Origin of the sequence: Mycobacterium sp. SMC-13 (assembly GCF_045311035.1) — a bacterium.
In the GTDB taxonomy this organism is placed as follows: domain Bacteria; phylum Actinomycetota; class Actinomycetes; order Mycobacteriales; family Mycobacteriaceae; genus Mycobacterium.
Window position 1 is genome coordinate 223,405 of sequence record NZ_JBJIAI010000002.1, and the last position, 21,990, is coordinate 245,394.

Genomic DNA, 21,990 nt, shown 5'->3' on the forward strand with positions numbered 1-21,990 from the left:
TGAGTACCTAGCCTCGTAGTCATGGCGACGGAGTTGGCAGTTGGGCATGCGCGCCAGGTGAGCCTGGCAAGCGCCGCTCTGCCCCCAAGCCTCCGGCAGGCTGACTACCTCGACGTCTTCGAAGTCACCGTCGCTGAATCTGACGCGCGTACGCCCGAAACGCTGGCACGGCAGGCGCTCGAACAATCCAGTCCAGCCCTCCGCGAGGGAATCCGGTTCGCCCACAAGGCGTTACTGCGATTCCGGCTCGGGCCGGCGGACTCACCGCAGCATATCCTCGGCTGGCGCATCGCGGTGTCGACTCCCGATGCGGTTCACCTGGAGGCCGAATCGCCGCTGATGGACGGAACTCTGATCCTCCGGCGAGTCGATGCCTCGACAAGCCAACTCATCACCGCACTGCACTACAAACAGCAGCGGCCTGCGGCGGTGATCTGGCGGGCCATCGGCCCCATCCATCGCACGGCCGCTCCATACCTGATGAACAAGGTGGTCATCCGATGATCGGTGACCGCTGGGGCGTCACCGACGCCGAAACCATGGCGCGATACGACTGCGACAGCTACGTCGCCAGCCCATCGCTCGAGGCGTGGCGCGGAGTCACCGTCAACACCCTACCAGATCGGTTGTGGCCGTGGGTTGTTCAAGTGCGCCTGGCACCGTACTCCTACGACTGGATCGACAATCTGGGCCGGGAGTCACCGCGCAAGCTGCACAACCTGAACGATCCCCGGCCCGGTGATCCGTTCACCGCCAGTGCCGGCCGGCCATTGGGCAAGGTGCTCTCGGTGGACCACCAAGCGCAGTTGACGGCGCAGATCATGGGCGCTCACATGTCCTATCGGCTCACCCCGCTAGACGACCACAGAACTCGATTGGTACTGAAAGTGACTGCGCCACAGTCGTGGCGGCTCGCCGCTCCCCTACTCAGTGTGGGGGATCTCGTGATGGCCCGACGGCAGCTACTCAACTTCAAGCAGCTCGCCGAGAAGTAGCGCCTCCAACTTTGTGATGCACGTCACATTGTGGACCTGTCACAAAACGGGCTCCAGATGCATCTCAGAGGTAAGGCGTTCATCAAAGGAGGCAGGACATGAAGGCCGGTACGGTCACGCGAACTCCACGACACATGCCAGCGTCGAATCGCGCCGCCGCCCAGGGGACTGCGATCGACTCGCGGTACCACCCGTCCGCGGCGGTGCGTCGGCAACTGAACAAGGTCTTCCCGACGCACTGGTCCTTCCTGCTCGGTGAGATCGCCATGTACAGCTTTGTGGTCCTGCTGCTCACCGGCGTTTACCTGACGCTGTTCTTCGACCCGTCGATGGCTGAAGTCACGTACAACGGCGTCTACCAGCCGCTGCGCGGTGTGCAGATGTCGCGCGCTTACGAGTCCGCACTCGACATCAGCTTCGAGGTCCGCGGCGGCCTTCTGGTGCGTCAGATTCACCACTGGGCCGCGCTGATGTTCGCCGCGTCGATCATGGTGCACATGGCGCGGGTGTTCTTCACCGGTGCGTTCCGTCGGCCACGGGAAGCCAGCTGGGTGACGGGTGCGCTGCTGCTGATCCTGGCCATGTTCGAGGGCTACTTCGGCTACTCGCTGCCCGACGACCTGCTCTCGGGTATCGGTCTGCGCGCCGCGCTGTCCTCGATCACCCTGGGCATTCCGGTCATCGGCACCTGGATGCACTGGGCCCTCTTCGGCGGGGACTTCCCCGGCCAGACCATCATCCCACGGATGTACGCGCTCCACGTATTGATCATTCCCGCAATCATTTTGGGCCTTGTGGCCACGCACCTGATCTTGTTGTGGTTCGGCAAGCACACCCAGTTCCCCGGCCCCGGCCGCACCGAGAAGAACGTCGTCGGCGTCCGCGTCATGCCGGTCTTCGCCTTCAAATCCGGCGCGTTCTTCGCCATGGTCACCGGAGTTCTCGGCATCATGGGTGGTCTGCTGCAGATCAACCCGATCTGGGAACTGGGCCCCTACAAGCCCTCGCAGGTGTCCGCCGGTAGCCAGCCCGACTTCTACATGATGTGGACCGAAGGCCTTGCCCGTATCTGGCCGGCCTGGGAGTTCTACCCCTTCGGCCACACCATCCCCGCTGTGGTCGCGGTGGCGTTGATCATGGGTCTGGTCTTCACGTTGCTCATCGCTTATCCCTTTATCGAGGCCAGGGTTACGGGTGATCATGCGCACCACAACCTGCTGCAGCGTCCGCGTGACGTGCCGGTCCGCACCGCCATCGGTGCCATGGCCATCGCGTTCTACATGGTGCTCACCCTGGCCGCGATGAACGACATCATCGCGCTCAAGTTCGACATCTCCCTGAACGCCACCACCTGGATCGGCCGCATCGGCATGGTCGTCCTGCCCGCAGTGGTCTACTACCTGACCTACCGCTGGTGCGTCGGCCTGCAACGCAGCGACCGCGCCGTCCTCGAGCACGGCATCGAGACCGGCATCATCAAGCGACTGCCGCACGGCGCCTACGTGGAGCTGCACCAGCCCCTGGGACCGGTCGACGACCACGGCCACCCCATCCCGCTGGAATACCAGGGTGCCGCACTGCCCAAGCGCATGAACAAGCTCGGCTCCGCCGGCTCGCCCGGCACCGGCAGCTTCCTGTTCGCCGACTCCGCCGTCGAACAAGCCGCCCTCGCCGACGCCAAACACGCCGCCGAGCACAAGGCACTCACCGCCCTCAAGGAATACCAGGACGAAATCTCGCCCAACGGCTCGCGCGGGCACTAATAGTTTGAGACACGCCCACATTGGTTGTGAAACAAGGTGTTTCCGCTCATGATGCTGGTGTGACCGAGTGTGAGAATGGCGCGGCCGACGGAGTTCATCCTCTATTGGTGGAGCGGTTCAGCCCGGTGTCGTTCGACCGGGACGCGACCCTGAGTGACGCAGAGGTCGACGTTCTGCTCGACGCCGCCCGTCTCACACCATCGGCGGGCAACTCCCAGCCGTGGATGTTCATCGTGGGGCGCCGTGACGACCCCGTCCACTCTCGGATCGTGAATCACCTGGCACCCAGCTCAGCGCGCTGGGCGCCCGATGCCGCACTGCTGATCGTGAACCTGGCTCACGTCCTCGTCGAAGACACGGACTGGGAGTTCTCCGAATTCGCGCGATACGACCTCGGACAGGCGGTGGCCCACATGACGATTCAAGGGCTGGTCATGGGACTCGGTGCACATCAGTTCCGCGCGTTCGATCGTGACGGTGTCGCGCGCGAGTTCGGCGTCCCGGCCGCATGGGAGGTGACGTCGATGACTGCCCTAGGGCGGGCTGGGCGGCCGTCGGACGAAAAGACCGGCCCTTCCCCGAGTCGCGCTCGACTGTCACGACGCGAAATCACCTGGGCCAGAGTGTGATGGGCTCAGCCCCGCCCGTTTGGCAGCCAGCGCATCACGCGACGGAATCGTTTGTGCCAGTTCGCGCCTCGGGCTGCGGGATCAGGCACACCGTTCCACCCGCCGTGTCCATCGGCCGAATGCCCAGACCCTGGTTGAGCCGACCACGCTGGTTCTCCCAGGCGATTTCGGCAGCGATTTCCATCAACTGAGCCTTACTGAGGTGCGTGAGCAGCTCCTCACGCAAGCCTTCGGAGATGATCGCGGGCGTACGGGACATCTCTTCGGCGAATTGAATGCACAGCTTTTCGAGGTGAGTGAACTCATCACTGTCCCGGTAGTTCACCAAGGCGATCAGTTTCTGCTCCGAGAACCCCTCACTCCGGCCGAGGGTATCGGAGATGTCGATGCAGAATTCACAGTGCGTCAACATCGCGGCTTTGATTCCCGCGAGCAGCTTCAGTTCGGTCGGCGCCCGGCCGCTGAACAACAGCGCCATTTCGTAGAGCCCGTTCGCTGCTGCGATGAGCGGGCGCCGGATCAGCCAACCCGGGAGGTCCCAACGGTTTTGGCGGGACTTGGCCAGGACCACGAGGTGTACCCAGATGCGCTTCAGGATTCTCACGATGCTTTCTCCTCGATTCCCTCGCCACCGGACGGCGCCTGCGGTATAGCCTCATGCTAGGTCGCTATTGGACGCAGGTTAGGAACCAATATTTCGATTGAATCGGGTACCACTTCAGGTCCGGAGCTGCTCATCGAGCTGGACCGGACCAGTGGTGCCGGCGCGCTGCATCGCCAGCTGGCCGATGGCCTGCGGGACGCGATCCGGACGGGACGGCTCACGCCGAAAACCCGTCTGCCTTCCAGTCGCGTGCTCGCCGCAGACCTCCAGGTGTCGCGACGCCTCGTCGTCGACGCGTACAGCCAACTCGTCGCAGAGGGGTTCCTGCAGAGTCAACAAGGTTCTGGCACAACGGTTGCCGCAGTCGACACGGCCACTGGGGAATCGCAACCGTCACGCCCGGACCGTCGAACATTCGACATAGACTTCGCACCCGGAGTGCCCGACCTGTCGAGCTTCCCCCGGCACAGTTGGTTGCGCGCGCTGCGTCAGGGGCTGTCGTCCATCGAATCTCAGTCGCTCGGATACGTTTCATCGAAGGGCCTACCCGACGCCCGCACCGCGGTGTCGGACTACCTACGACGCACCCGCGGGGTACGGGCCGATCCGCAGCGTGTCGTGTTGTGTTCGGGAGCGACGCAGGCCGTCGCATTACTCGCGCATGTGGTGGGAGATCGCGCGGTTGCGATGGAGAATCCCGGATTCTGGTTGCACCGCATGGTTTTCCGTCACCACGGCATCGAGCCGTTGCCCGTTCCGGTCGACGACGACGGACTCGACGTCGCCGCGCTCGCCAACACCGCGGCATCGGCGGTGCTGACAACCCCGGCCCACCAGTCTCCGACCGGTGTCGTCCTGTCACCCGCCCGTCGCACAGCGCTGCTCGAATGGGCCCGCGCGGGCAATATTGTCATCGAGGACGACTACGACGCCGAATACCGTTACGACCGCGCACCCGTCGGTGCGCTGCATGCCCTGGCCCCCGACCGCGTCGTCTACCTCGGCTCGGTGAGCAAAACACTGGCCCCCGGCTTGCGGCTCGGTTGGATGGTCCTACCGCCGGACCTTGTCGGTCCTGTGGTGTCGGCGAAAAGTCTTGCCGACACCGGTAGTTCGGTCATGGATCAACTCGCGTTCGCAACACTGCTCCGTTCCGGCGACTACGACCGGCACCTGCGGCTCATGCGCCGGCGCTATCTTGCCCGACGCAACGCACTACTGGCAGCGCTCGGTCGGTACCTCCCCGAGGCGAAGGTGCTCGGCGCCGCCGCCGGCGTCCATCTCACAGTGCGCCTGCCCACCGACTGCGACGTCGACGACATCGTCCGCGAGGCCGCGAGCCGGCGGGTACGTATCGATCCGCTGTCCTGGTGCTATACCGAACCCGACTGTGCGCCACCGGGATTGATTCTCGGCTACGCCAACCTGACGGAGTCGCAGATCGACACCGGCGTGCGGAGCATTGCGGCCGCAGTTGCTCGCGCGACGTAAGTGGTACCCGGTACCACCGCCAAAGTGGCGCCTGACACTGGGCCATTGCGCGCCTAATCTCGAGCAATGACGACGCGAACACCGTTGCGGATCGTGCTGGTGACCTGCGCGATCCTCGGCCTGATAACGCTGATCCTCGGCATCTGGGCGTTCGTCGCACCGATGTCGTTCTTCGAGGTGCTCGCACCGTTCGAGCCCTACAACCGCCACCTTCTGCATGACGCCGGCGTCCTGCAGATCGGTGTCGGAGTCGCGATGCTGCTGGCCGCGGCGCAGCGGTCACCCGTGGAGGTGGCGCTCGGCGGCTTCATCGCGTTCGAAGCGCTCCACGTCGTCTCGCACGTGATCGACCGGGATCTCGGTGGCCGGCCGGCATTCGACATCACGGCTCTCACGATCCTCACGCTTGCCGGCGTCGCCGCGTTGGTCATCGGTCGACGTAACTAGCGCGGCACTCGCTGTCTCGCAATCGATTTGCCGCCGACTCCACCGAGGGAGTCGCCACTCCCAATGTGCCTGGCCCCTTGTGGCGTACCGACGGCCGCATCCGCTGAGCGGGAATTCGGCAGCTCACACCGCCGACCTCTGGGCCGAGAGTTGATCCACTCCGAACGCAGCAGCCCATTCCCGAAATCCCGGTAGGAGGGAATCGCGATGGCGGGGCCCGAAGCGCGGCTGCCAATCTTCCTCGGTGGGACGTGTCCCGGGTCACATTGACCCGCAGGTCCCGGTAGAGAAACGGAGTACGTCATGCCGCAGCGATCGTTCGCCGGTCCGTTGCAAGCGGTCGGCGGGTTGTTCGCCATGACGGCCGACGCCGCCAAATTCGCGTTCCAGAGGCCGGTCCAGTGGCGCGAATTCCTCGACCAGTCATGGTTTGTCGCGCGCGTGTCGCTGGCACCCACACTTCTCGTCGCAATCCCGTTCACCGTATTGGTGTCGTTCACTCTGAACATCTTGCTCCGCGAACTGGGTGCCGCCGATCTCTCCGGAGCCGGTGCCGCGTTCGGCGCTGTCACACAGGTCGGTCCCATGGTGACGGTCCTGATCGTGGCCGGCGCCGGCGCGACCGCCATGTGCGCCGATCTCGGATCGCGCACCATCCGGGAAGAGATCGACGCCATGGAAGTGCTCGGGATCAATCCCGTGCAGCGGCTGGTGACCCCGCGCATGCTGGCCTCGGGACTCGTCGCACTGCTCCTCAACAGTCTTGTGGTCATCATCGGCATCCTCGGCGGATACCTGTTCTCGGTATTCGTGCAGGACGTCAACCCCGGTGCCTTCGCCGCCGGCATCACTCTGCTCACCGGTGTTCCCGAAGTCGTCATCTCCTGCATCAAGGCGACGCTGTTCGGCCTCATCGCCGGCGTAGTGGCCTGTTACCGCGGACTCACCATCTCCGGTGGTGGCGCCAAAGCGGTGGGCAACGCCGTCAACGAGACCGTCGTGTACGCGTTCATGTCGCTGTTCGTGGTCAATGTGGTGGTCACCGCCATCGGCATCCAGATGACCACACGATGACCCGCAGCACAGCGCCGCTTCGGTCCACGTACCCGCGGCTGACACGCGCCGTTCAGACGCCCGTGAAGATCACCTCCGGCATCGGCGATCACATCTTGTTCTACGGTCGTGCGATTGCCGCGGTGCCCTACGCCGCCGCGCACTACCGACGCGAAGTGATCCGGCTCATGGCTGAAATCAGCATGGGCGCAGGCACGTTGGCGATGATCGGCGGCACCGTCGTCATTGTCGGATTTCTCACTCTCGCCACGGGCGGCGTCCTGGCGATCCAGGGGTACAGCTCGCTGGGCAACATCGGCATCGAAGCGCTGACCGGATTCCTGGCGGCGTTCATCAACGTCCGAATCTCGGCACCCATCGTCGCGGGGATCGGCCTGGCGGCCACCTTCGGCGCCGGCGTCACCGCCCAGTTGGGCGCGATGCGGATCAACGAAGAGATCGACGCACTCGAGTCCATGGGCATCCGATCTGTCGAGTACCTTGTCAGCACCCGTATCGCTGCGGGAATGCTCGCGATCACACCGCTGTACGCCATCGCGGTGATCCTGTCCTTCGTCGCAAGCCAATTCACCACCGTGGTGCTACTCGGACAGTCCGGCGGCCTGTACAACCACTACTTCGACACGTTCCTCAACCCGATCGACCTGCTCTGGTCGTTCCTGGAAGCGGTCTTGATGGCGCTCGCAATCCTGCTGTTGCACACCTACTACGGCTTCTTCGCCAGCGGCGGCCCGGCCGGGGTGGGTGTGGCAGTCGGCAATGCCGTCCGCACTTCGCTGATCGTCGTCGTCTCCATCACGCTGCTCATCTCACTGGCCATCTACGGGTCCAACGGCAACTTCAATCTCTCTGGCTAAGTAGGCATCGAATGTCACGTGACTCAGTACGTTTGCTCACCGGCTGTGCTGCAATGGGGCTGGCCGCTGCCCTCGTCGTCGGTGCCGTTGTGTTGTTCCGCGGCGGTGCAACGTCCACGGCATCCGTCACAGTGCTCTCACCACGCGTGGGTCTGATCATGAATCCCGATGCCAAGGTGAAACTCCATGGCGCGCAGGTAGGCAAGGTGGCCGCCATCGAGAATCGGCCGGACGGCAGCGCCGCGATTCGTCTGGCGATGAATCCGGACTACCTCCAACTGATTCCGGCGAATACCCGGGTGCAGATCGTGTCCAGCACGGTGTTCGGCGCCAAGTACGTCGATCTCGTGCCGCCGGCCGAACCATCTGCCCAGTCGCTGCACGCGGGACAGGTTCTCGACGCCGGCCACGTCACCGTCGAGATCAACACGGTCTTCGAGCACTTGGTGGATGTGCTGTCCCAGGTCCAACCCGAGAAACTCAACGAAGCACTCGGCGCCATGGCCCAAGCGCTGGGCGGCCGCGGCGACAAACTCGGTCAGACCCTGGTCGATTTCGACGCCATGCTCGCCAAGATCGATCCGAGCCTTCCGGCAATGAGCCAGGAAATCGCCACTGCTCCAAAGGTACTCAGTGCCTATGCCGACGCCGGCCCCGATCTGATGGACGCCGCACGCAACGCATCTCAGCTCAGCGACACCATCGTCGAGCGCCAGCAGGACCTCGACTCGGTACTGCTGAGCGCCATCGGATTGGCAGACATCGGCAATGACGTAGTCGGTACCAACAGCAACGCGATCGTCGACGCCATGCACCTATTGGTACCCACGACCAACCTGACCAATCAGTACAACCAAGCACTCACCTGCGCGCTCAAGGGCATGGAGCCGCTCGCGATGGGACCGCCGCAACCGTTGCCCGGGATCATGCTGCTGGACTCGTTCCTGCTGGGCACCGAACGCTACCGCTATCCGGGCAACCTGCCGAAGGTCGCCGCGTCGGGCGGTCCGCAATGCATGGGCCTGCCCAACGTGGGCTTCGGGGAGCGGCCACCGTTCGTGGTCACCGACATCGACGCCAACCCCGCACAGTACGGAAATCAAGGGATCCTGTTGAACTCTGATGCCCTCAAGCAAGCTCTGTTCGGCCCGCTCGACGGACCACCGCGCAACACTGCTCAGACAGGGCAACCCGGATGACGCGTCACAACTCGACCGCTCTGAAGTTCGGCGCCTTCGGCATCACGATGCTCCTGGTGACCGCAGCGCTTTTCGCAATCCTCGGGCAATACCGAACCGGCTCGACAAACACCTACTCGGCAGTGTTCACCGACGCCTCCAGCCTGAAAGCCGGTGACTCCGTGCGAGTCGCGGGCATCCGGGTCGGCACGGTCGACAGCATCGCGTTGCGACCTGACAACACCGTGGTCGTAGGTTTCGACGCCGACCGCGACGTCGTGCTGACCACCGGCACCAAAGTCGTTGTGCGTTACCTCGATCTGGTGGGCAACCGGTACCTGGAGCTCGTGGACAACCCGGGGTCGACCAAAATCCAGCAGGCCGGCACGCAGATTCCGGCCGACCGCACGGAGCCCGCGTTGGACCTCGACCTGCTCCTGGGCGGCCTCAAACCCGTCATCCAAGGGCTCAATGCCCAGAACGTCAACGCGCTGACCAATTCGCTGATCCAGATTCTGCAGGGCCAGGGCGGGACCATGGAATCGCTGATGGCTCAAACGACTTCATTCACGACCGCACTGGCCGACAACGGCCAGACGGTTCAACAATTAATCGACAATCTGAACACTGTCGTTGCGACAGTCGCGAAGGACGGCGACAAGTTCTCCGGCGCCGTAACCCGCCTGCAACAGCTGATCACCGGCCTGTCCCAGCAACGTGACCCGATCGGCGATGCCATCACCGCTCTGGACAACGGAACAGGTTCCCTGGCCGAACTGATGACGCAGGCTCGGCCGCCTCTCACAGGAACGGTCAACGAGCTCAATCGAATGGCCACATTGCTGGACAACGGCAAAGACAAGGCCCGCATGGATCTAGCGCTGCAGAAGGCGCCCGCCAACTACCGAAAATTGGTTCGCCTCGGCGCCTACGGCAGCTTCATCAACCAGTACCTGTGCGGCATGAACGTTCGCGTGACGGATCTGCAAGGCCGCACCGCGTACTTCCCCTGGATCATGCAGAACACCGGACGCTGCGGGGAGCCCTGATGCTGAAATACCGCGGATCGCAACTGATGCGCACCGGACTCATCGGTTTGGTGCTGGTCATTCTCGTCATCGCTGTCGGCCTTCAACCGCAGAAACTGTGGTCGTGGGCCACGTCGATCAGGTACCACGCGGTGTTCGCCGACGCCGGTGGGCTGTCGCCGGGAAACGACGTCAAGGTCTCTGGCGTCACCAAGGGCACCGTAAGCGCCGTCACCCTCAGTCGCGGAAAGGCCCTGGTGACGTTCACTCTCGATGGCACGGTCACGCTGGGCGCACAGACCACCGCCCACATCAGAACAGGAACCGTCCTCGGCGCCCGGATGATGACTCTGGAACCCGCCGGAACCGGCAGCCTGCACGCCGCCGACACCATCCCCCTTGCCCGTACCGGGTCTCCGTACTCACTGACCGACGCCGTCAGCGACTTCACCTCCAACACCGCCGACACCGACACCGCAACACTCACCCACTCGCTGGACACGCTGTCGGAAACCATCGACCGGATGGCCCCACAACTGGGACCGACGTTCGACGGGCTCACCCGCCTGTCACGAACGCTCAACAGCCGCAACGAATCCCTGGCCGCGCTGCTCAAAAACGCGGCCGACGTAACCGGCATTCTGTCGCAGCGCAGCGCGCAGGTGAACACCCTGCTGCTCGATGCCAACGCGCTCACCGGAGTGCTCAACCAGCGACGGCACGCGATCGTCGATCTGCTGGCCAACACGTCGGCGCTTTCTCAGCAGTTGTCCGGACTTGTGCACGACAACGAAAAGGTCCTCGCGCCCACGCTGCAGAAAGTCAACTCCGTCAGCGCGATTCTTGAAAAGAACCGCGACAACATCGCCAAGGCCCTCGCCGGACTGGCCAAATATCAAGTCACGCAGGGTGAATCAGTGAACAACGGCTGGTACTACAACGCCTTCGTCGGCAACCTCATCCCCTCACAGACCATTCAACCGTTCCTCGACTACGCCTTCGGGTTCCGTCGCGGCACCAACGCCGGCCAGCCGCCTGACAACGCCGGCCCACGCGCCGAGTTCCCCTGGCCCCACAACGGAATTCCGGGAGGCCACTGATGATCACCCGTCATCGCAAACCCTTGACACGTGTCGCCGCGGCCCTACTGGTGGTGCTGGCGCTCGCCGGCGGCGTGCTGCTGGTGCGGCAGACCGTTTTCCGTCCCACCACCATCACCGCGTACTTCACCTCCGCCACCGCGATTTACCCAGGCGACGAAGTCCGCGTCGCCGGCGTCAAAGTGGGAACGATCACCAGCATCGAACCTGCCGGCAGCCAAGCCCGGCTGACGCTCTCGATCGATCATGGCGTACCGATCCGGGCAGACGCGAAAGCCATCATCATGGCGCAGAACCTGGTGGCCGCCCGCTACGTGCAGTTGGCGCCCGCGTACGAAGATGCCGGCCCGACAATGGCCGATGGTGCGCGGATCGGCGTTGAGCGGACCGCGGTGCCGGTGGAATGGGACCAGGTCAAAGACCAGCTCATGCGGCTGGCCACCGATTTGGGTCCGGTCAGCGGATCCGCTGCCACCTCGCTGAGCCGTTTCATCGACAGTGCCGCGACCGCGATGGATGGCAACGGCGAGAAACTGCACCAAGCGATCAGCCAACTCTCGGGGATCGGACGCATATTGGCGCACGGCAGCGGCAACATTGTCGAGATCATCAAGAATCTGCAGACTTTCGTCACCGCGCTGCGCGACAGCAACACCCAGATCGTCGAGTTCCAGAACCGCCTCGCGAGTGTCACGAGCGTCGTCGACGGCGCGCGTTCCGATCTCGATGCCGCCCTGACGAACCTGGCTTCCGCCGTCGGCGAGGTGCGGCGCTTCGTCGCGGGTACCCGCGATCAGACCGTCGAACAGTTGCAGCGGTTGACGAACGTCACCCAGAACCTCGTCGACAACAAACTCAAGCTGGAAAATGTGCTGCACGTGGCGCCCAACGCCATCGCCAACGGCTACAACATCTACAACCCCGACAGTGGTACGGCCGTCGGCGCTTTCGCGATGTCGAACTTCGCCGATCCCGTGTCGGTGGTCTGCTCAGCGATTGCGGCAGTCAAGAATGCCACGGCAGCCGAATCGTCGAAGTTGTGCGCGCAGTATCTCGGCCCAGCCCTGTCGCTGATCAACTTCAATTACCTACCACTGCCGACGAATGTCTATCTCCGCAAGGCACCGAGTCCGGAGAATCTGGTTTACACCGACCCCAAACTCGCCCCCGGCGGAAGCGGTTCCCGCGCCGAGTCCCCAACCGAGCCCCCGGCGGTGTCGGCCTACACCGGTACCAACGACGTCACCCCTCCCGCCGGGTGGGGCGCGCCGCCGGGCCCCCCAGGGGCATACGCGCCCAACGGATTACCGGCCGATCCCGCGCCCGCATTGTTCCCCGGCGCGCCGGTCCCCCAACCAGCCGCCGCGTCATCGCCACAAGCACCCACAGTCCGGGACCTGCTCCTTCCCGCAGAAGCCGCTCCCGCGGCGCCGAACCCAGGAGGCACCCCGTGATGAAGCGACGGTCCCTGGCCCGCCTCACGGCGCTATCGGCCTGCTCCCTGCTGTCGGTAACCGGTTGTGCATTCCACGGATTGAACTCGTTGCCGTTGCCGGGCACGGTGGGACGCGGGGCCAACGCCGCGATCTATCACGTCGAACTCGCCAATGTCGGTACCCTGGAGGCGAATTCGCCGGTCATGATCGGCGACGTCATCGTGGGCAGCGTATCGAAAATGTCGGTGCGCAACATGCGCGCCGACGTCGAGGTGTCGGTCAAACCTGGCACCGTGGTCCCCGCGAATGCGGTAGCGACCGTTGGGCAGACCAGTCTGCTCGGGTCCATGCACCTGGCGCTGGATCCGCCGCCGGGGAAGGCGCCCTCCGGACAACTGTCCCCAGGCACCACCCTGCCGCTGAACCGGACGTCGACATACCCGTCGACGGAACAGACGTTGTCGTCGCTATCGGTCCTCGTCAACGGCGGCGGACTCGGCCGGGTCGGTGAGCTGGTCACCGAGACCAACAACGCATTGAACGGCAGGCAGGACCAGGTCCGCGACCTGCTCACGCGCCTCAACAATGTGGTCGGCATCTTCGCCGATCAGCGAGACGACATCAATGCCTCCATCACCGCGCTCACTCGCCTGGCAGGAACCATGGCCGGCCAGAGCGATGTGATCACCCAAGCCCTGCAACGAATCCCGCCCGCGCTGGATGTGCTGATCAAAGAGCAGCCCCGTATCACAACAGCTCTGGAGAAGTTCGGCGTGTTCAGCAATACAGCCACCAAACTGATCAAAGCCACCCAAGACGACTTGGTGACCAACCTGCGCAACCTGGAACCGACCCTCCGCGCCCTGGCCGACGTCGGACCGAATCTGGGCACTGTGCTGGCGTTTGCGCCAACGTTTCCCTACCCGCAGAACTTCATCGACCGCGGCATTCGCGGTGACTACCTCAACGAATTCATCACCTTCGATTTCACGATCCCCCGGCTCAAGCGAGGATTGCTGCTGGGCACCCGCTGGGGACAGGAAGGAGCCCCTTTGGTTCCCGCTCCCGGCGACCCCTGGTACGCCAACTACACCAAGGACCCGCTGGGCACGTTGCTGACCGCGCCGCCGAAAGCTGTTGCGACGCTGCCGGCGCCGGCACTCGCCGCCCCGACAAATCCGAACGGCGGCAGCAACTGATGCTCACCCGCTTCGTACGCATTCAGCTCGGCCTCTTCGCGGCCGCCTCGATCATCGGTATGGCAGTGATGCTGGTCGTCTACCTGCAGGCACCCACCCTGTTGGGGCTCGGGCGCATGACGGTCAGCCTGCAACTGCCGGCCACCGGTGGCCTGTACCGGTTCTCGAATGTCACCTACCGCGGCGTGCAGGTCGGCAAGGTGACCGATGTCCGGCCCACCCGTGACGGTGCCGTCGCCACCCTGTCGCTCGACAATGCGTCGAAGATTCCCGCGGACCTGCACGCTGCGGTACTGAGCGTGTCCGCCGTCGGCGAGCAATATGTCGACCTGCAACCCCATAACGACGCCGGCCCCTACCTGCACGACGGATCGGTCATTCCGGCGTCGAAAACATCGATTCCCCAAGCTGTCGGACCGATGCTCGATCAAGCCAGTGCGCTCATCGACAGCATCCCGAAAGACAAGATCAGCCCGCTGCTCGACGAAACATTCAAGGCGTTCAACGGCTCTGGTTACGACGCCGGATCCCTCTTGGATTCCTCGTCGAAATTGATCGCCGACGCCAACAGCGTCAGCGATCAGTCTCGAGCGCTCATCGATGACAGCAGGCCCTTGCTCGACGGCCAAGCTCAATCGGTCGATGCCATCCGGACCTGGGCCCACAGCGTCGCCGGACTCAGCCGGCAACTCGTCCAGAACGACCCCCAAGTCAGGACGCTTCTCAAAGACGGGCCGGGCGCCGCGGACGAGGGCTCCCGCCTGTTCAACCAGGTAAAGCCTACTCTGCCGCTGCTTTTGGCCAACCTGACAACCCTCGGGCAGGTGGCTGTGACCTACCACCCGTCGCTCGAACAACTGTTGGTGCTGCTGCCACCGACAGTGTCGTCCACCCAGTCCTACGGTGCACCCAAGAACAATCCGACGGGCATGGCATTGGGCGATTTCACCCTGAACATCGGCGATCCGCCGGCCTGCACCGTCGGCTTCCTCCCGCCGTCGTCCTGGCGCTCACCGGAAGACACCAGTGATGTCGACACCCCCGACGGGCTCTACTGCAAGCTGCCGCAGGATTCGCCGATCGGTGTACGCGGGGCGCGGAACTACCCATGTATGGGCAACCCCGGAAAGCGCGCTCCCACAGTCGAAATCTGCGATAGCGACAAGCCTTACGAGCCCCTGGCGATGCGCCAGCATGCTCTCGGCCCGTATCCGATCGACCCCAACCTGCTCGCTCAGGGGATCCCGCCGGATTCTCGGGTCGATCATGACAGCACGATCTACGGACCACTCGACGGAACACCGAGGCCGGCAACGGGTCAACCGCCGGCCGGCGAGGCCGCACCGGACACGCCCCCGCCGCCGGATGGTGCCGCGCCCACGCCGGTGGCTCCGAGCGCCTTCATTCCCGAGACTTCGAAGGGCCCGTCGGTCGCCATCGCCACGTATGACCCAGCCACCGGACGCTACGCGGGTCCGGATGGAAAGGTCTACCGCCAGAAGGATCTGGCTCCGCGGAGCGGAGAACGGACGTGGCGGGACCTGTTCACCGCCTGATTGAACAACGTTGGGCCGGCACGTTCTCAGGACGTGCCGGCCCCCGCTGTGGGTACCTGGGTCAGGCGGTCTTGACCAGCTTGAAGGGCATCGTGATGAAGAGGACCCTGCTACTTCCGCACGAGCCGCTGACTCCGGTGGTGGAGTCCTCGCCCATCAGTGTCGACGATGTCGGGTCCGCGCCGGCCCCATCTGAGGTAGCCGGGTAGAACCTGAAAACCTGAAGTCCCGGCCCTGCAGTGCCATCTGCGCATGGCTGCCAGTTGTCGACCGTCTTCTTGACGTACCAGACGCCGCTTTTCATGTAGATCGGCGCGTTCCATCCCCAGTCGCTCGTGACCGTGCCTGCGCATTCGGTCGGATAACTGCACTCGGTCTTGATCGTCCAGGTGCTGCGGATACTCGCCTCGTCGTGATAGATGTCGTTGGTCTTGGCCCACTCACCATTGGACGTTGCGACATAGGTGCCATTGAGACCCCAGTCGTTCGAGGCGTCGGCGATGCCACAATCCCACCCCGTCAACAGCCCGACGGTCACCGCCGTCGCAGCGATCGATGTCGTTGATATCTGCAAGGCCTGCTCCTTTGCGGCGAACCCCGTTTGCCGCCCGTCGGTAGACACCAGACGGCGCGAGTCCGACCACTTCGGCTCATCGAAAGATGCTGCCGCACAATCGGTACAGCTACTACTGTCCAACTTTCCGCATTGGACGACAGCCAAAATCCCGCCAGGCGGTCATCGCACCCTGCGTGGGTCGACGGTGTGTCACCGTTGACTACGGATCTACCGCCAATGGAGGAAGTCTTCGATGCGAATCGATCGAGCACCACGCCGGGCAGCGGCAGGCGCAGTATTGGTGATCGCCTTCGGTACCGCGACAGCACAGTCCGCTTCCGCAGACAGCGACTCGACGCCGCACCGCGTGACGTACACCGTCACGGCCGATCTGACTACCAACGCGGGCATCTACTACCGCGATGTCCAACCGCCCACCTGGGCCGAATACAGCCACAACCCTTATGAATTCAGTCCGAGAGACGACGTGCACCTCGAACCCGGAAAGCCCTGGGTTCACGAAGCCACCCTGGTCGACCCCGACCGGTGGGCAATGGTCACCGCCACCACAGCCGGTCAGCCATCACAACCCGGCCAGACGCTGCGCTGCACACTCACCGTTGATGGGAAGGTCGTCAACCGATCGAGCGGCGCCAGCGGTGCTCTGTGCTCACTACGAAATTGGTGACTCATCGAGCACCGGGCGGCCGTCAACCGCTGGGCGGGAACCCTTCACCATTCGGAACTCGACCGGATTAGCGTCGAAAACATCATGGCCAGAACGGGAATGGCACCAACGGGCATCAGCACCCACGACCAGCAGGGAACCGGAGGTGGATCATGCGGTTACTCAGCCGTGTTGATACCGCGACACAGGCGAACACCCCAGGCACCATCGAGGACGACGACTGGGCGCAGCCTGTCGACCCGGGGCTGATCAACCAGGCGGAGGCCGAAGCACTCGCCGCAGAAGAACTGGCCGCAGCAGCGCGCGCACGCGCCGATGGACTTCGCGCGCGGGTAGCCGACTCTGCATCGGATCCTGCTGATGCCGAAACCGGTACACCGCAGGAGTCGTCGACGGGGCGATGGCGGCGGTTGCACCGCCCAAAGTTGAAGACGGTATTGGCCACTGTCGCCGTCCTGGCAAGTGTCGCAGCACTGGCGGCGACCGCCTACATGTTCCACTACGACCGCCAGTTCGCCGGCGAGGTGCAGCGGAAGGCAGAATTCGCCGCCGCCGCGTCGCAGGCAGTCGTCACGCTGATGTCGATCGACGGCACCAAGGCCGAAGACAACGTCCAGCAGATCCTCGCCAATTCCACCGGACAGTTCCGTGACGATTTCCAGGCCGATGCAAAGGATTTCGTCCAGGTAGCCCGCGAGTCAAAGGCGGCGACAAAGGCCACGGTGCGCAGCGCGGCCGTGGAATCGATGACGCCGGATTCTGCTGTGGTCCTCGTGACCGCCGCGACAACGGTGAGCAATACGGCGGGGACCAACCAACAACCACGCAACTGGCGCCTCAGTGTCACCATGATCAGAGACGGAGCGCAGCTCAAGATGTCGAAAGTCGAGTTCGTGCCATGACCACAGAAGCGGCAGCACTCACCGCCGACGACATCACTCCCGAGGACGTCGACAGTGATCAGCCCGACGAAGCATCCTCGGTCGCTGACGAGCAACACGTCGACGTATCGGGGGACCAAACCACGTCAAACCCGCGCCGTTCGAAGCCACTGACCCGCCGGCTTGCGGGCCGGTGGCGGTCCATCGCCGTCACGAGCCTCATGCTGGCGTGCGCCGGCACCGCGGGAGCGACGTACCTCACCACTTATCGCAATGACCGCGCCAGCGCCGAGGCCACCACCCAGGTCGCCAAGGCCGCATCCGAAGGCGCCGTGGCGTTACTGTCCTATGCGCCGGCAAGTTTGGATCACGACCTGGCAGCCGCGCGCTCGCACCTCACCGGCGGCTTCCTGACGTACTACAGCCAGTTCGCCGACCAGTTCGTCGCGCCGGCCGCCAAACAGAAGGACATTCACGCTGTCGCGTCGGTCGTCCGTGCCGCCACGATCGACGCCCACGCAGACAGCGCACACGTCCTGATCTTCCTGAACCAAACCACCACCAGTCGTGAAAATCCCGAACCGACGCAGTCGGCCAGCAGCGTGAAGGTCGGACTCACGAAAAACAATGGGGTCTGGCGTATTTCGTCATTTGATCCGATCTAGTCGTCATCGGCATGAGGGATAGCCGTTCAGAATGCGCACAGAACCGGGCGCACTGATCGAGAGTGCGCCCGGTTCGGTATCCAAACGCCACTAGCGACGAAGCAACTCGCCCAGCGCGCGGCTTGCCTGTCGACGGGCGGCATGCGCGATGTCGAACATGGGCATCGTCATGAAGCCATGTATGCCGCCGGCGAAGAACAACTGCTGAACGGCACCGCCGGCATCCCGCAGTGCATCTGCGTACGCCAGGCAATCATCTTTGAGCGGATCGCAACCGGCGACCACCACGACGGCCGGAGGCAATCCTTCGAGACGACCGCACAGCGGGGATGCGTACGGGTGGCTGCGATCACTTTGCTCGGGAACGTATTGATCCCAATACCATTGCAGCGCTTCACGTGGGTTGTAGTAGCCCGCTCCGAACCGACGGTAGGAGTCGGTGTCGAACTGCGCGGCGATCACCGGGTACAGCAGCATCTGCGCGGCGATGGACAGCTCGCCGCGATCACGCGCCATCAGTGCGACCACGGCAGCGAGATTTCCGCCCGCGCTGTCGCCCCCTATCGCAACTCGTTGGACATCTGAACCGAGGTCACCCGCGTGTTCGGACACCCAGCGGGTCACCGCATATACATCCTCGGCAGCCGTAGGCCACCGGTGCTCTGGAGCCAATCGGTATGCAACCGAAACGATCACCGCCGGAATGAGATTCGCCAGATTCCGGCACAGTCCGTCGTGGCTATCCAGATCGCAGAAGACGAAGCCGCCACCGTGCGCGTACACCAGAACCGGCAGCGGTCCGGACGCTTCCGGCCGGTAGATCCGGACATCCACATGACCACCGTCGACCGACACCCGGTCATCCCGGACGACGGCGACCGATTCGGGCTGCGGGTTCGGCACGAACCGCGCGCGAATCGCGGCCCTGGCCTCCGCGCCGGTCATCGTGGATACCTTGGGAAATCCCCCATCGAGAGCCTCGATCAGGTCCGCCACTTGTGGATCGAGGCTCATGCGGGCCGCATCGCAGACGCGCGCAGCTCCGCGTTGTGCGCGGTGATTCCGCCCCACAGGGGGCGCACGAGCGTGGGCGTGGCATGCTCGCGGACGCTTTCGGCGTTGCGCCATACCGCCGTGGCGGTCATCCGCACGGGCGTCACCAACCGCCGGTCGAACGTCATCTTTGACATGGGGCCACACACGGACACCGCGGCCACGGCTTCGCCCACGGGTCCGATCGGTGCTGCGACGCAGCCGAACCCGCGAAGAGACTCTTCCCTCTCAGTGGCCACACCGTGGGCGCGGACCCTGTCCAGTTCGGCAGCGAGCTGGGCACTCGTGGCGACCGAGTACCGGGTTCGTCGTTTCGCGAGGTCAACGTCAGCAGAGTCGCGATAGGCCAGGATCGCCTTACCGACGGCGGTACATTGGGCGGGTTGGCGGCCGCCGACCCGTGTCGGGATTGCAGCTCGCACCTCGTCGCCGATCTTCTCCAGGTATACGACGTCAGAGCCGTCCAATATGGCGAGATGCACCACCAACCCGGTGGCCCGGTGCAGATCACGCAGGAGCGGAATGGCAGCCCGGTGGATTCGGTCCTGTTGCAGCGCAAGGTTTCCCAGCTCCACGAGACGCACGCCGAGCTCGTAATCGAACCCGTCACGACTCAGCCAGCGCAGGTTCACCAGGCGCTCGAGCATGCGGTGCGCGGACGAGCGGGGCAGCCCGGTGCGACGAACTATCTGTGCCAAGGTGAGACTTCCCGACCCATCGAACGCGTCCAACACCAGGGAAACCCGATCAATCACGTTGCTAGGCATCTCGGCAGCCATATCGACGGTCAGCGTCATCGAAACCCTCCAGGCTCATCGCTCGAATAGTCAAAATAGGAATACTGAGTTTTTTACCATATGCTGTGGTCGCTGTCACATGCCGATCTGTGGCCGCCGGCGACCTCGCCGCCGCGGCTGGTTCCGCTCACCGGTCGGCCACGTATCGCCGGGTTCCCTGAACTCGGTAGAGCTGAATCGGAAGAACACATCAACGACCTCGGGAGCCCCATGCGCAAGCAACTGCTGCTGGCCATCGCCGCCGGCGCGCTCACCCTTGGCCCGCCGCCCGTGGCGACCGCTGACACCCCTGCCTCGTGCGAGGACGCCTACTGCACGCCCGGCATCTCCCCCGGGGTGGTGTTGGGAGCCCCCTGTGGCGACACGTCGCATTTCGTTTTCGGCACCACGTCATGGGGCCGACTCGTGTTCTGCGGCTCTCCGCGGCGATATGAACCGCGCTATTTTCGCTCGCCACCGATGCGGGGTATCAAGGTCGAGGGCTCACCCTGCCCTCAATTCGTCAACGACGTCGCCCAGGCACCGGACGGGTTGTTCTTGAGCTGCGTTGCTGTCGACGGGGCCACCCGCTGGGTGCAAGGCGATCTTTGACCCGCGCAGGGCGACGCAACCTCCCGGCACCGGAGCCGGTCTACCCCCGTTCGTGCGTCGGTGGCGACACGCCGTCCAGACCGGCTCCGAGCAGTGTGCGAACAAATAGGTCACCATCGAGGAGCCTGCTCGTCCGTGCGGTGATCTGCCACTTGCCCGCAATTCTGTTGAGTACGAAATGATTTGCGGTGGCACGCCAGACTCGGTAATGGTCGTCGCCGCTGGAGTCTGAACCGCTCTGGCGCAGCAGTACCAGCGATTCGCAGACGGCCACTGCGGCGTCGCCGTCCAAGGCGATCACAGCAGGTCCCAGGAAGTGACAACACCCCTGAGCGACGAGGTCCTGGTGTGATGGGGAGCTGACCATGTCATGTACCCCCTGACGGCCCGTCATCTGCCAGCCCTCTACGTCGTAGGTTCCGCCGACAGCCCACAGCCGCGCGGCTCGGTCGGCGTCGCCCGAATCGACTGAAGGACCGTACGTGGCAATGACTTTCGCGATCTCCAGCTGATCTTCGAGTTGCCGCAGACGTGACAAGACCTCGGCTTCGGTCATACTTCCTTCTCCAATTCATGCAAACGGACCAACTGATCGCAGTAGTGCGACGCACTGTTTGCCCGGACCACGCAGCTGATGGCCGTGGCCCCGGCGTCGCGCAGGACTTCCAATTGGGCGCGCGTGCCGGCCGGATCACCCTCTGGGTCAACCACAGTGGACAGCACCACCTCAAAACCCGGCTGACGTTCGACGATGGCCAACATGTCAGATACGTCATGCGGATCAAGCCCGAAAGGCATCCATCCGTCCGCATGACGTACTGCCCGTCGCAGTGACGCCGCACCGCGTCCGCCGACCCACAGTGGGACCTGCCGCTGTTCAGCGTGCGGCAGCACAGTCATGCCCTGGAAGTCATAAAACCGTCCATGGTATTGCGGTATCGCACTGGACAGCGATGCTCGAAGAGCGCAAATCGCGTCATCCGCGCGTGCGGCCCGCTGCGCCCACGACGCATCCAACAGCGCGAATTCCTCTTCCAGAGAGCCGATTCCGACTCCGAGTATCAGTCGCCCCGCGCTCACCCGATCGAGGGTGCCGTAGCGTTTCACGATCTCCAACGGATGGTGGTATCCGAGGACCAGCACCGCAGTGGCCATCCTGATTCGGCTGGTGTGCGCGGCAAGATAACCCAAGGTGGCCAGCGGATCCCAATACACCGCACCACGGTTGGCGACATCCGCCGACGGAACGGCAATGTGTTCCGAGCACGTCAGATACTCGAAACCCAATTCGTCAGCAGCGGAAGCAATCTGAACCAGATCCTCGATGCCGGCGGTGGATTCCCAGTCGCTGGCGATTCCGGGCTGCTGCACCACTACCGGCGTGGACAAACCCAACCGCACG

Annotated in this window: 24 protein-coding genes and 1 pseudogene; 19 read left to right on the top strand and 6 right to left on the bottom strand. The window is 64.0% G+C overall.

All coding sequences use genetic code 11. From position 1 onward, the window contains the following. The first annotated feature begins 21 nt into the window (after positions 1 to 21). From ACJH6I_RS04280 to ACJH6I_RS04295, 4 genes are all read left to right on the top strand, one after another. Positions 22 to 504, top strand: coding sequence for a hypothetical protein (locus tag ACJH6I_RS04280; RefSeq protein WP_318984246.1), 483 nt, complete (start codon positions 22 to 24; stop codon positions 502 to 504). After that, positions 501 to 995 carry a polyketide cyclase gene (locus ACJH6I_RS04285; RefSeq protein ID WP_318984245.1) on the top strand — a complete coding sequence of 165 codons (495 nt, stop codon included), beginning with the start codon at positions 501 to 503 and terminating at the stop codon, positions 993 to 995. The genes ACJH6I_RS04280 and ACJH6I_RS04285 overlap by 4 nt, the downstream gene beginning before the upstream one ends. Before the next feature lie 134 nt (positions 996 to 1,129). Next, positions 1,130 to 2,758, top strand: coding sequence for a cytochrome bc complex cytochrome b subunit (locus ACJH6I_RS04290; protein ID WP_318984244.1), 1,629 nt, complete (start codon positions 1,130 to 1,132; stop codon positions 2,756 to 2,758). A gap of 107 nt (positions 2,759 to 2,865) precedes the next feature. Beyond that, the gene (locus tag ACJH6I_RS04295; protein WP_318984243.1) at positions 2,866 to 3,387 is read left to right on the top strand and encodes a nitroreductase family protein; all 522 of its coding nucleotides are present in this window, start codon (positions 2,866 to 2,868) and stop codon (positions 3,385 to 3,387) included. Between the two features lie 34 nt (positions 3,388 to 3,421). On the opposite strand, the gene ACJH6I_RS04300 is transcribed toward ACJH6I_RS04295, so the two are convergent. Further along, a complete protein-coding gene (locus tag ACJH6I_RS04300) occupies positions 3,422 to 3,958 on the bottom strand; it encodes a carboxymuconolactone decarboxylase family protein (RefSeq protein WP_244872834.1) in 537 nt (178 codons plus the stop codon). A 234-nt stretch (positions 3,959 to 4,192) separates the two neighbouring features. Between ACJH6I_RS04300 and ACJH6I_RS04305 the strand changes: the two are divergent. The 11 genes and pseudogenes from ACJH6I_RS04305 to ACJH6I_RS04355 all read left to right on the top strand — a co-directional run. Continuing rightward, positions 4,193 to 4,288: pseudogene (locus ACJH6I_RS04305) on the top strand (hypothetical protein); the annotation flags it as partial. A gap of 141 nt (positions 4,289 to 4,429) precedes the next feature. Then, positions 4,430 to 5,482, top strand: a complete 1,053-nt coding sequence (locus ACJH6I_RS04310; protein ID WP_244872833.1) for a PLP-dependent aminotransferase family protein — start codon at positions 4,430 to 4,432, stop codon at positions 5,480 to 5,482. A 66-nt stretch (positions 5,483 to 5,548) separates the two neighbouring features. Next, a complete protein-coding gene (locus ACJH6I_RS04315; protein ID WP_212806416.1) occupies positions 5,549 to 5,929 on the top strand; it encodes a hypothetical protein in 381 nt (126 codons plus the stop codon). A gap of 303 nt (positions 5,930 to 6,232) precedes the next feature. Continuing rightward, positions 6,233 to 7,003: an ABC transporter permease gene (locus tag ACJH6I_RS04320; protein WP_212806417.1), complete on the top strand. Its 771-nt coding sequence runs from the start codon at positions 6,233 to 6,235 to the stop codon at positions 7,001 to 7,003. Next, entirely contained in the window at positions 7,000 to 7,860 is an 861-nt protein-coding gene (locus tag ACJH6I_RS04325) for an ABC transporter permease (RefSeq protein WP_318984242.1), read from the top strand. Before ACJH6I_RS04320 ends, ACJH6I_RS04325 begins: the two co-directional genes overlap by 4 nt. 11 nt (positions 7,861 to 7,871) lie before the next feature. After that, complete coding sequence (locus ACJH6I_RS04330) at positions 7,872 to 9,059, top strand: MCE family protein (protein ID WP_406783810.1); 1,188 nt, start codon at positions 7,872 to 7,874, stop codon at positions 9,057 to 9,059. Next, positions 9,056 to 10,087, top strand: coding sequence for an MCE family protein (locus ACJH6I_RS04335; RefSeq protein ID WP_318984240.1), 1,032 nt, complete (start codon positions 9,056 to 9,058; stop codon positions 10,085 to 10,087). Before ACJH6I_RS04330 ends, ACJH6I_RS04335 begins: the two co-directional genes overlap by 4 nt. Beyond that, on the top strand, positions 10,087 to 11,166 hold the full coding sequence (locus ACJH6I_RS04340) for an MCE family protein (protein ID WP_318984239.1): 1,080 nt from the start codon (positions 10,087 to 10,089) through the stop codon (positions 11,164 to 11,166). The genes ACJH6I_RS04335 and ACJH6I_RS04340 overlap by 1 nt, the downstream gene beginning before the upstream one ends. Further along, positions 11,166 to 12,620 carry an MCE family protein gene (locus tag ACJH6I_RS04345; protein ID WP_318984238.1) on the top strand — a complete coding sequence of 485 codons (1,455 nt, stop codon included), beginning with the start codon at positions 11,166 to 11,168 and terminating at the stop codon, positions 12,618 to 12,620. Before ACJH6I_RS04340 ends, ACJH6I_RS04345 begins: the two co-directional genes overlap by 1 nt. Next, entirely contained in the window at positions 12,617 to 13,801 is a 1,185-nt protein-coding gene (locus ACJH6I_RS04350; protein WP_318984237.1) for an MCE family protein, read from the top strand. The genes ACJH6I_RS04345 and ACJH6I_RS04350 overlap by 4 nt, the downstream gene beginning before the upstream one ends. Continuing rightward, positions 13,801 to 15,357, top strand: a complete 1,557-nt coding sequence (locus tag ACJH6I_RS04355) for an MlaD family protein (RefSeq protein ID WP_318984236.1) — start codon at positions 13,801 to 13,803, stop codon at positions 15,355 to 15,357. The genes ACJH6I_RS04350 and ACJH6I_RS04355 overlap by 1 nt, the downstream gene beginning before the upstream one ends. A gap of 61 nt (positions 15,358 to 15,418) precedes the next feature. Here ACJH6I_RS04355 and ACJH6I_RS04360 read toward each other — a convergent pair whose 3' ends face one another. Further along, a complete protein-coding gene (locus tag ACJH6I_RS04360) occupies positions 15,419 to 15,895 on the bottom strand; it encodes a hypothetical protein (RefSeq protein ID WP_318984309.1) in 477 nt (158 codons plus the stop codon). A 271-nt stretch (positions 15,896 to 16,166) separates the two neighbouring features. Between ACJH6I_RS04360 and ACJH6I_RS04365 the strand changes: the two genes are divergently transcribed. From ACJH6I_RS04365 to ACJH6I_RS04375, 3 genes are all read left to right on the top strand, one after another. Further along, on the top strand, positions 16,167 to 16,601 hold the full coding sequence (locus tag ACJH6I_RS04365; protein ID WP_318984235.1) for a hypothetical protein: 435 nt from the start codon (positions 16,167 to 16,169) through the stop codon (positions 16,599 to 16,601). A gap of 152 nt (positions 16,602 to 16,753) precedes the next feature. Continuing rightward, positions 16,754 to 17,503 (top strand): hypothetical protein, encoded by a 750-nt coding sequence (locus tag ACJH6I_RS04370; protein ID WP_318984234.1) that lies wholly within the window; start codon positions 16,754 to 16,756, stop codon positions 17,501 to 17,503. Further along, the gene (locus ACJH6I_RS04375) at positions 17,500 to 18,147 is read left to right on the top strand and encodes a twin-arginine translocation pathway signal (protein WP_318984233.1); all 648 of its coding nucleotides are present in this window, start codon (positions 17,500 to 17,502) and stop codon (positions 18,145 to 18,147) included. Before ACJH6I_RS04370 ends, ACJH6I_RS04375 begins: the two co-directional genes overlap by 4 nt. Positions 18,148 to 18,237: 90 nt before the next feature. On the opposite strand, the gene ACJH6I_RS04380 is transcribed toward ACJH6I_RS04375, so the two are convergent. Continuing rightward, positions 18,238 to 19,161: an alpha/beta hydrolase gene (locus ACJH6I_RS04380; RefSeq protein ID WP_318984232.1), complete on the bottom strand. Its 924-nt coding sequence runs from the start codon at positions 19,159 to 19,161 to the stop codon at positions 18,238 to 18,240. After that, a complete protein-coding gene (locus ACJH6I_RS04385; protein WP_318984231.1) occupies positions 19,158 to 19,997 on the bottom strand; it encodes an IclR family transcriptional regulator in 840 nt (279 codons plus the stop codon). Before ACJH6I_RS04385 ends, ACJH6I_RS04380 begins: the two co-directional genes overlap by 4 nt. A gap of 210 nt (positions 19,998 to 20,207) precedes the next feature. On the opposite strand from ACJH6I_RS04385, the gene ACJH6I_RS04390 reads away from it, so the two are divergent. Further along, positions 20,208 to 20,588 carry a hypothetical protein gene (locus ACJH6I_RS04390; protein ID WP_318984230.1) on the top strand — a complete coding sequence of 127 codons (381 nt, stop codon included), beginning with the start codon at positions 20,208 to 20,210 and terminating at the stop codon, positions 20,586 to 20,588. A gap of 40 nt (positions 20,589 to 20,628) precedes the next feature. On the opposite strand, the gene ACJH6I_RS04395 is transcribed toward ACJH6I_RS04390, so the two are convergent. Then, positions 20,629 to 21,144: a nuclear transport factor 2 family protein gene (locus tag ACJH6I_RS04395; protein WP_318984229.1), complete on the bottom strand. Its 516-nt coding sequence runs from the start codon at positions 21,142 to 21,144 to the stop codon at positions 20,629 to 20,631. Further along, complete coding sequence (locus ACJH6I_RS04400) at positions 21,141 to 21,989, bottom strand: LLM class F420-dependent oxidoreductase (protein ID WP_318984228.1); 849 nt, start codon at positions 21,987 to 21,989, stop codon at positions 21,141 to 21,143. The genes ACJH6I_RS04395 and ACJH6I_RS04400 overlap by 4 nt, the downstream gene beginning before the upstream one ends. Position 21,990 lies beyond the last annotated feature (1 nt).

Excerpts from the sequence above, each read along its gene's own strand:
- ACJH6I_RS04280 (WP_318984246.1), top strand. The coding sequence starts at position 22 with ATGGCGACGGAGTTGGCAGTTGGGCATGCGCGCCAGGTGAGCCTGGCA.
- ACJH6I_RS04340 (WP_318984239.1), top strand. The coding sequence starts at position 10,087 with ATGCTGAAATACCGCGGATCGCAACTGATGCGCACCGGACTCATCGGT.
- ACJH6I_RS04335 (WP_318984240.1), top strand. The coding sequence starts at position 9,056 with ATGACGCGTCACAACTCGACCGCTCTGAAGTTCGGCGCCTTCGGCATC.
- ACJH6I_RS04345 (WP_318984238.1), top strand. The coding sequence starts at position 11,166 with ATGATCACCCGTCATCGCAAACCCTTGACACGTGTCGCCGCGGCCCTA.
- ACJH6I_RS04285 (WP_318984245.1), top strand. The coding sequence starts at position 501 with ATGATCGGTGACCGCTGGGGCGTCACCGACGCCGAAACCATGGCGCGA.
- ACJH6I_RS04365 (WP_318984235.1), top strand. The coding sequence starts at position 16,167 with ATGCGAATCGATCGAGCACCACGCCGGGCAGCGGCAGGCGCAGTATTG.
- ACJH6I_RS04325 (WP_318984242.1), top strand. The coding sequence starts at position 7,000 with ATGACCCGCAGCACAGCGCCGCTTCGGTCCACGTACCCGCGGCTGACA.
- ACJH6I_RS04375 (WP_318984233.1), top strand. The coding sequence starts at position 17,500 with ATGACCACAGAAGCGGCAGCACTCACCGCCGACGACATCACTCCCGAG.
- ACJH6I_RS04320 (WP_212806417.1), top strand. The coding sequence starts at position 6,233 with ATGCCGCAGCGATCGTTCGCCGGTCCGTTGCAAGCGGTCGGCGGGTTG.
- ACJH6I_RS04385 (WP_318984231.1), bottom strand. The coding sequence starts at position 19,997 with ATGACGCTGACCGTCGATATGGCTGCCGAGATGCCTAGCAACGTGATT.
- ACJH6I_RS04370 (WP_318984234.1), top strand. The coding sequence starts at position 16,754 with ATGCGGTTACTCAGCCGTGTTGATACCGCGACACAGGCGAACACCCCA.
- ACJH6I_RS04355 (WP_318984236.1), top strand. The coding sequence starts at position 13,801 with ATGCTCACCCGCTTCGTACGCATTCAGCTCGGCCTCTTCGCGGCCGCC.
- ACJH6I_RS04395 (WP_318984229.1), bottom strand. The coding sequence starts at position 21,144 with ATGACCGAAGCCGAGGTCTTGTCACGTCTGCGGCAACTCGAAGATCAG.
- ACJH6I_RS04390 (WP_318984230.1), top strand. The coding sequence starts at position 20,208 with ATGCGCAAGCAACTGCTGCTGGCCATCGCCGCCGGCGCGCTCACCCTT.
- ACJH6I_RS04330 (WP_406783810.1), top strand. The coding sequence starts at position 7,872 with ATGTCACGTGACTCAGTACGTTTGCTCACCGGCTGTGCTGCAATGGGG.
- ACJH6I_RS04290 (WP_318984244.1), top strand. The coding sequence starts at position 1,130 with ATGCCAGCGTCGAATCGCGCCGCCGCCCAGGGGACTGCGATCGACTCG.
- ACJH6I_RS04315 (WP_212806416.1), top strand. The coding sequence starts at position 5,549 with ATGACGACGCGAACACCGTTGCGGATCGTGCTGGTGACCTGCGCGATC.
- ACJH6I_RS04380 (WP_318984232.1), bottom strand. The coding sequence starts at position 19,161 with ATGAGCCTCGATCCACAAGTGGCGGACCTGATCGAGGCTCTCGATGGG.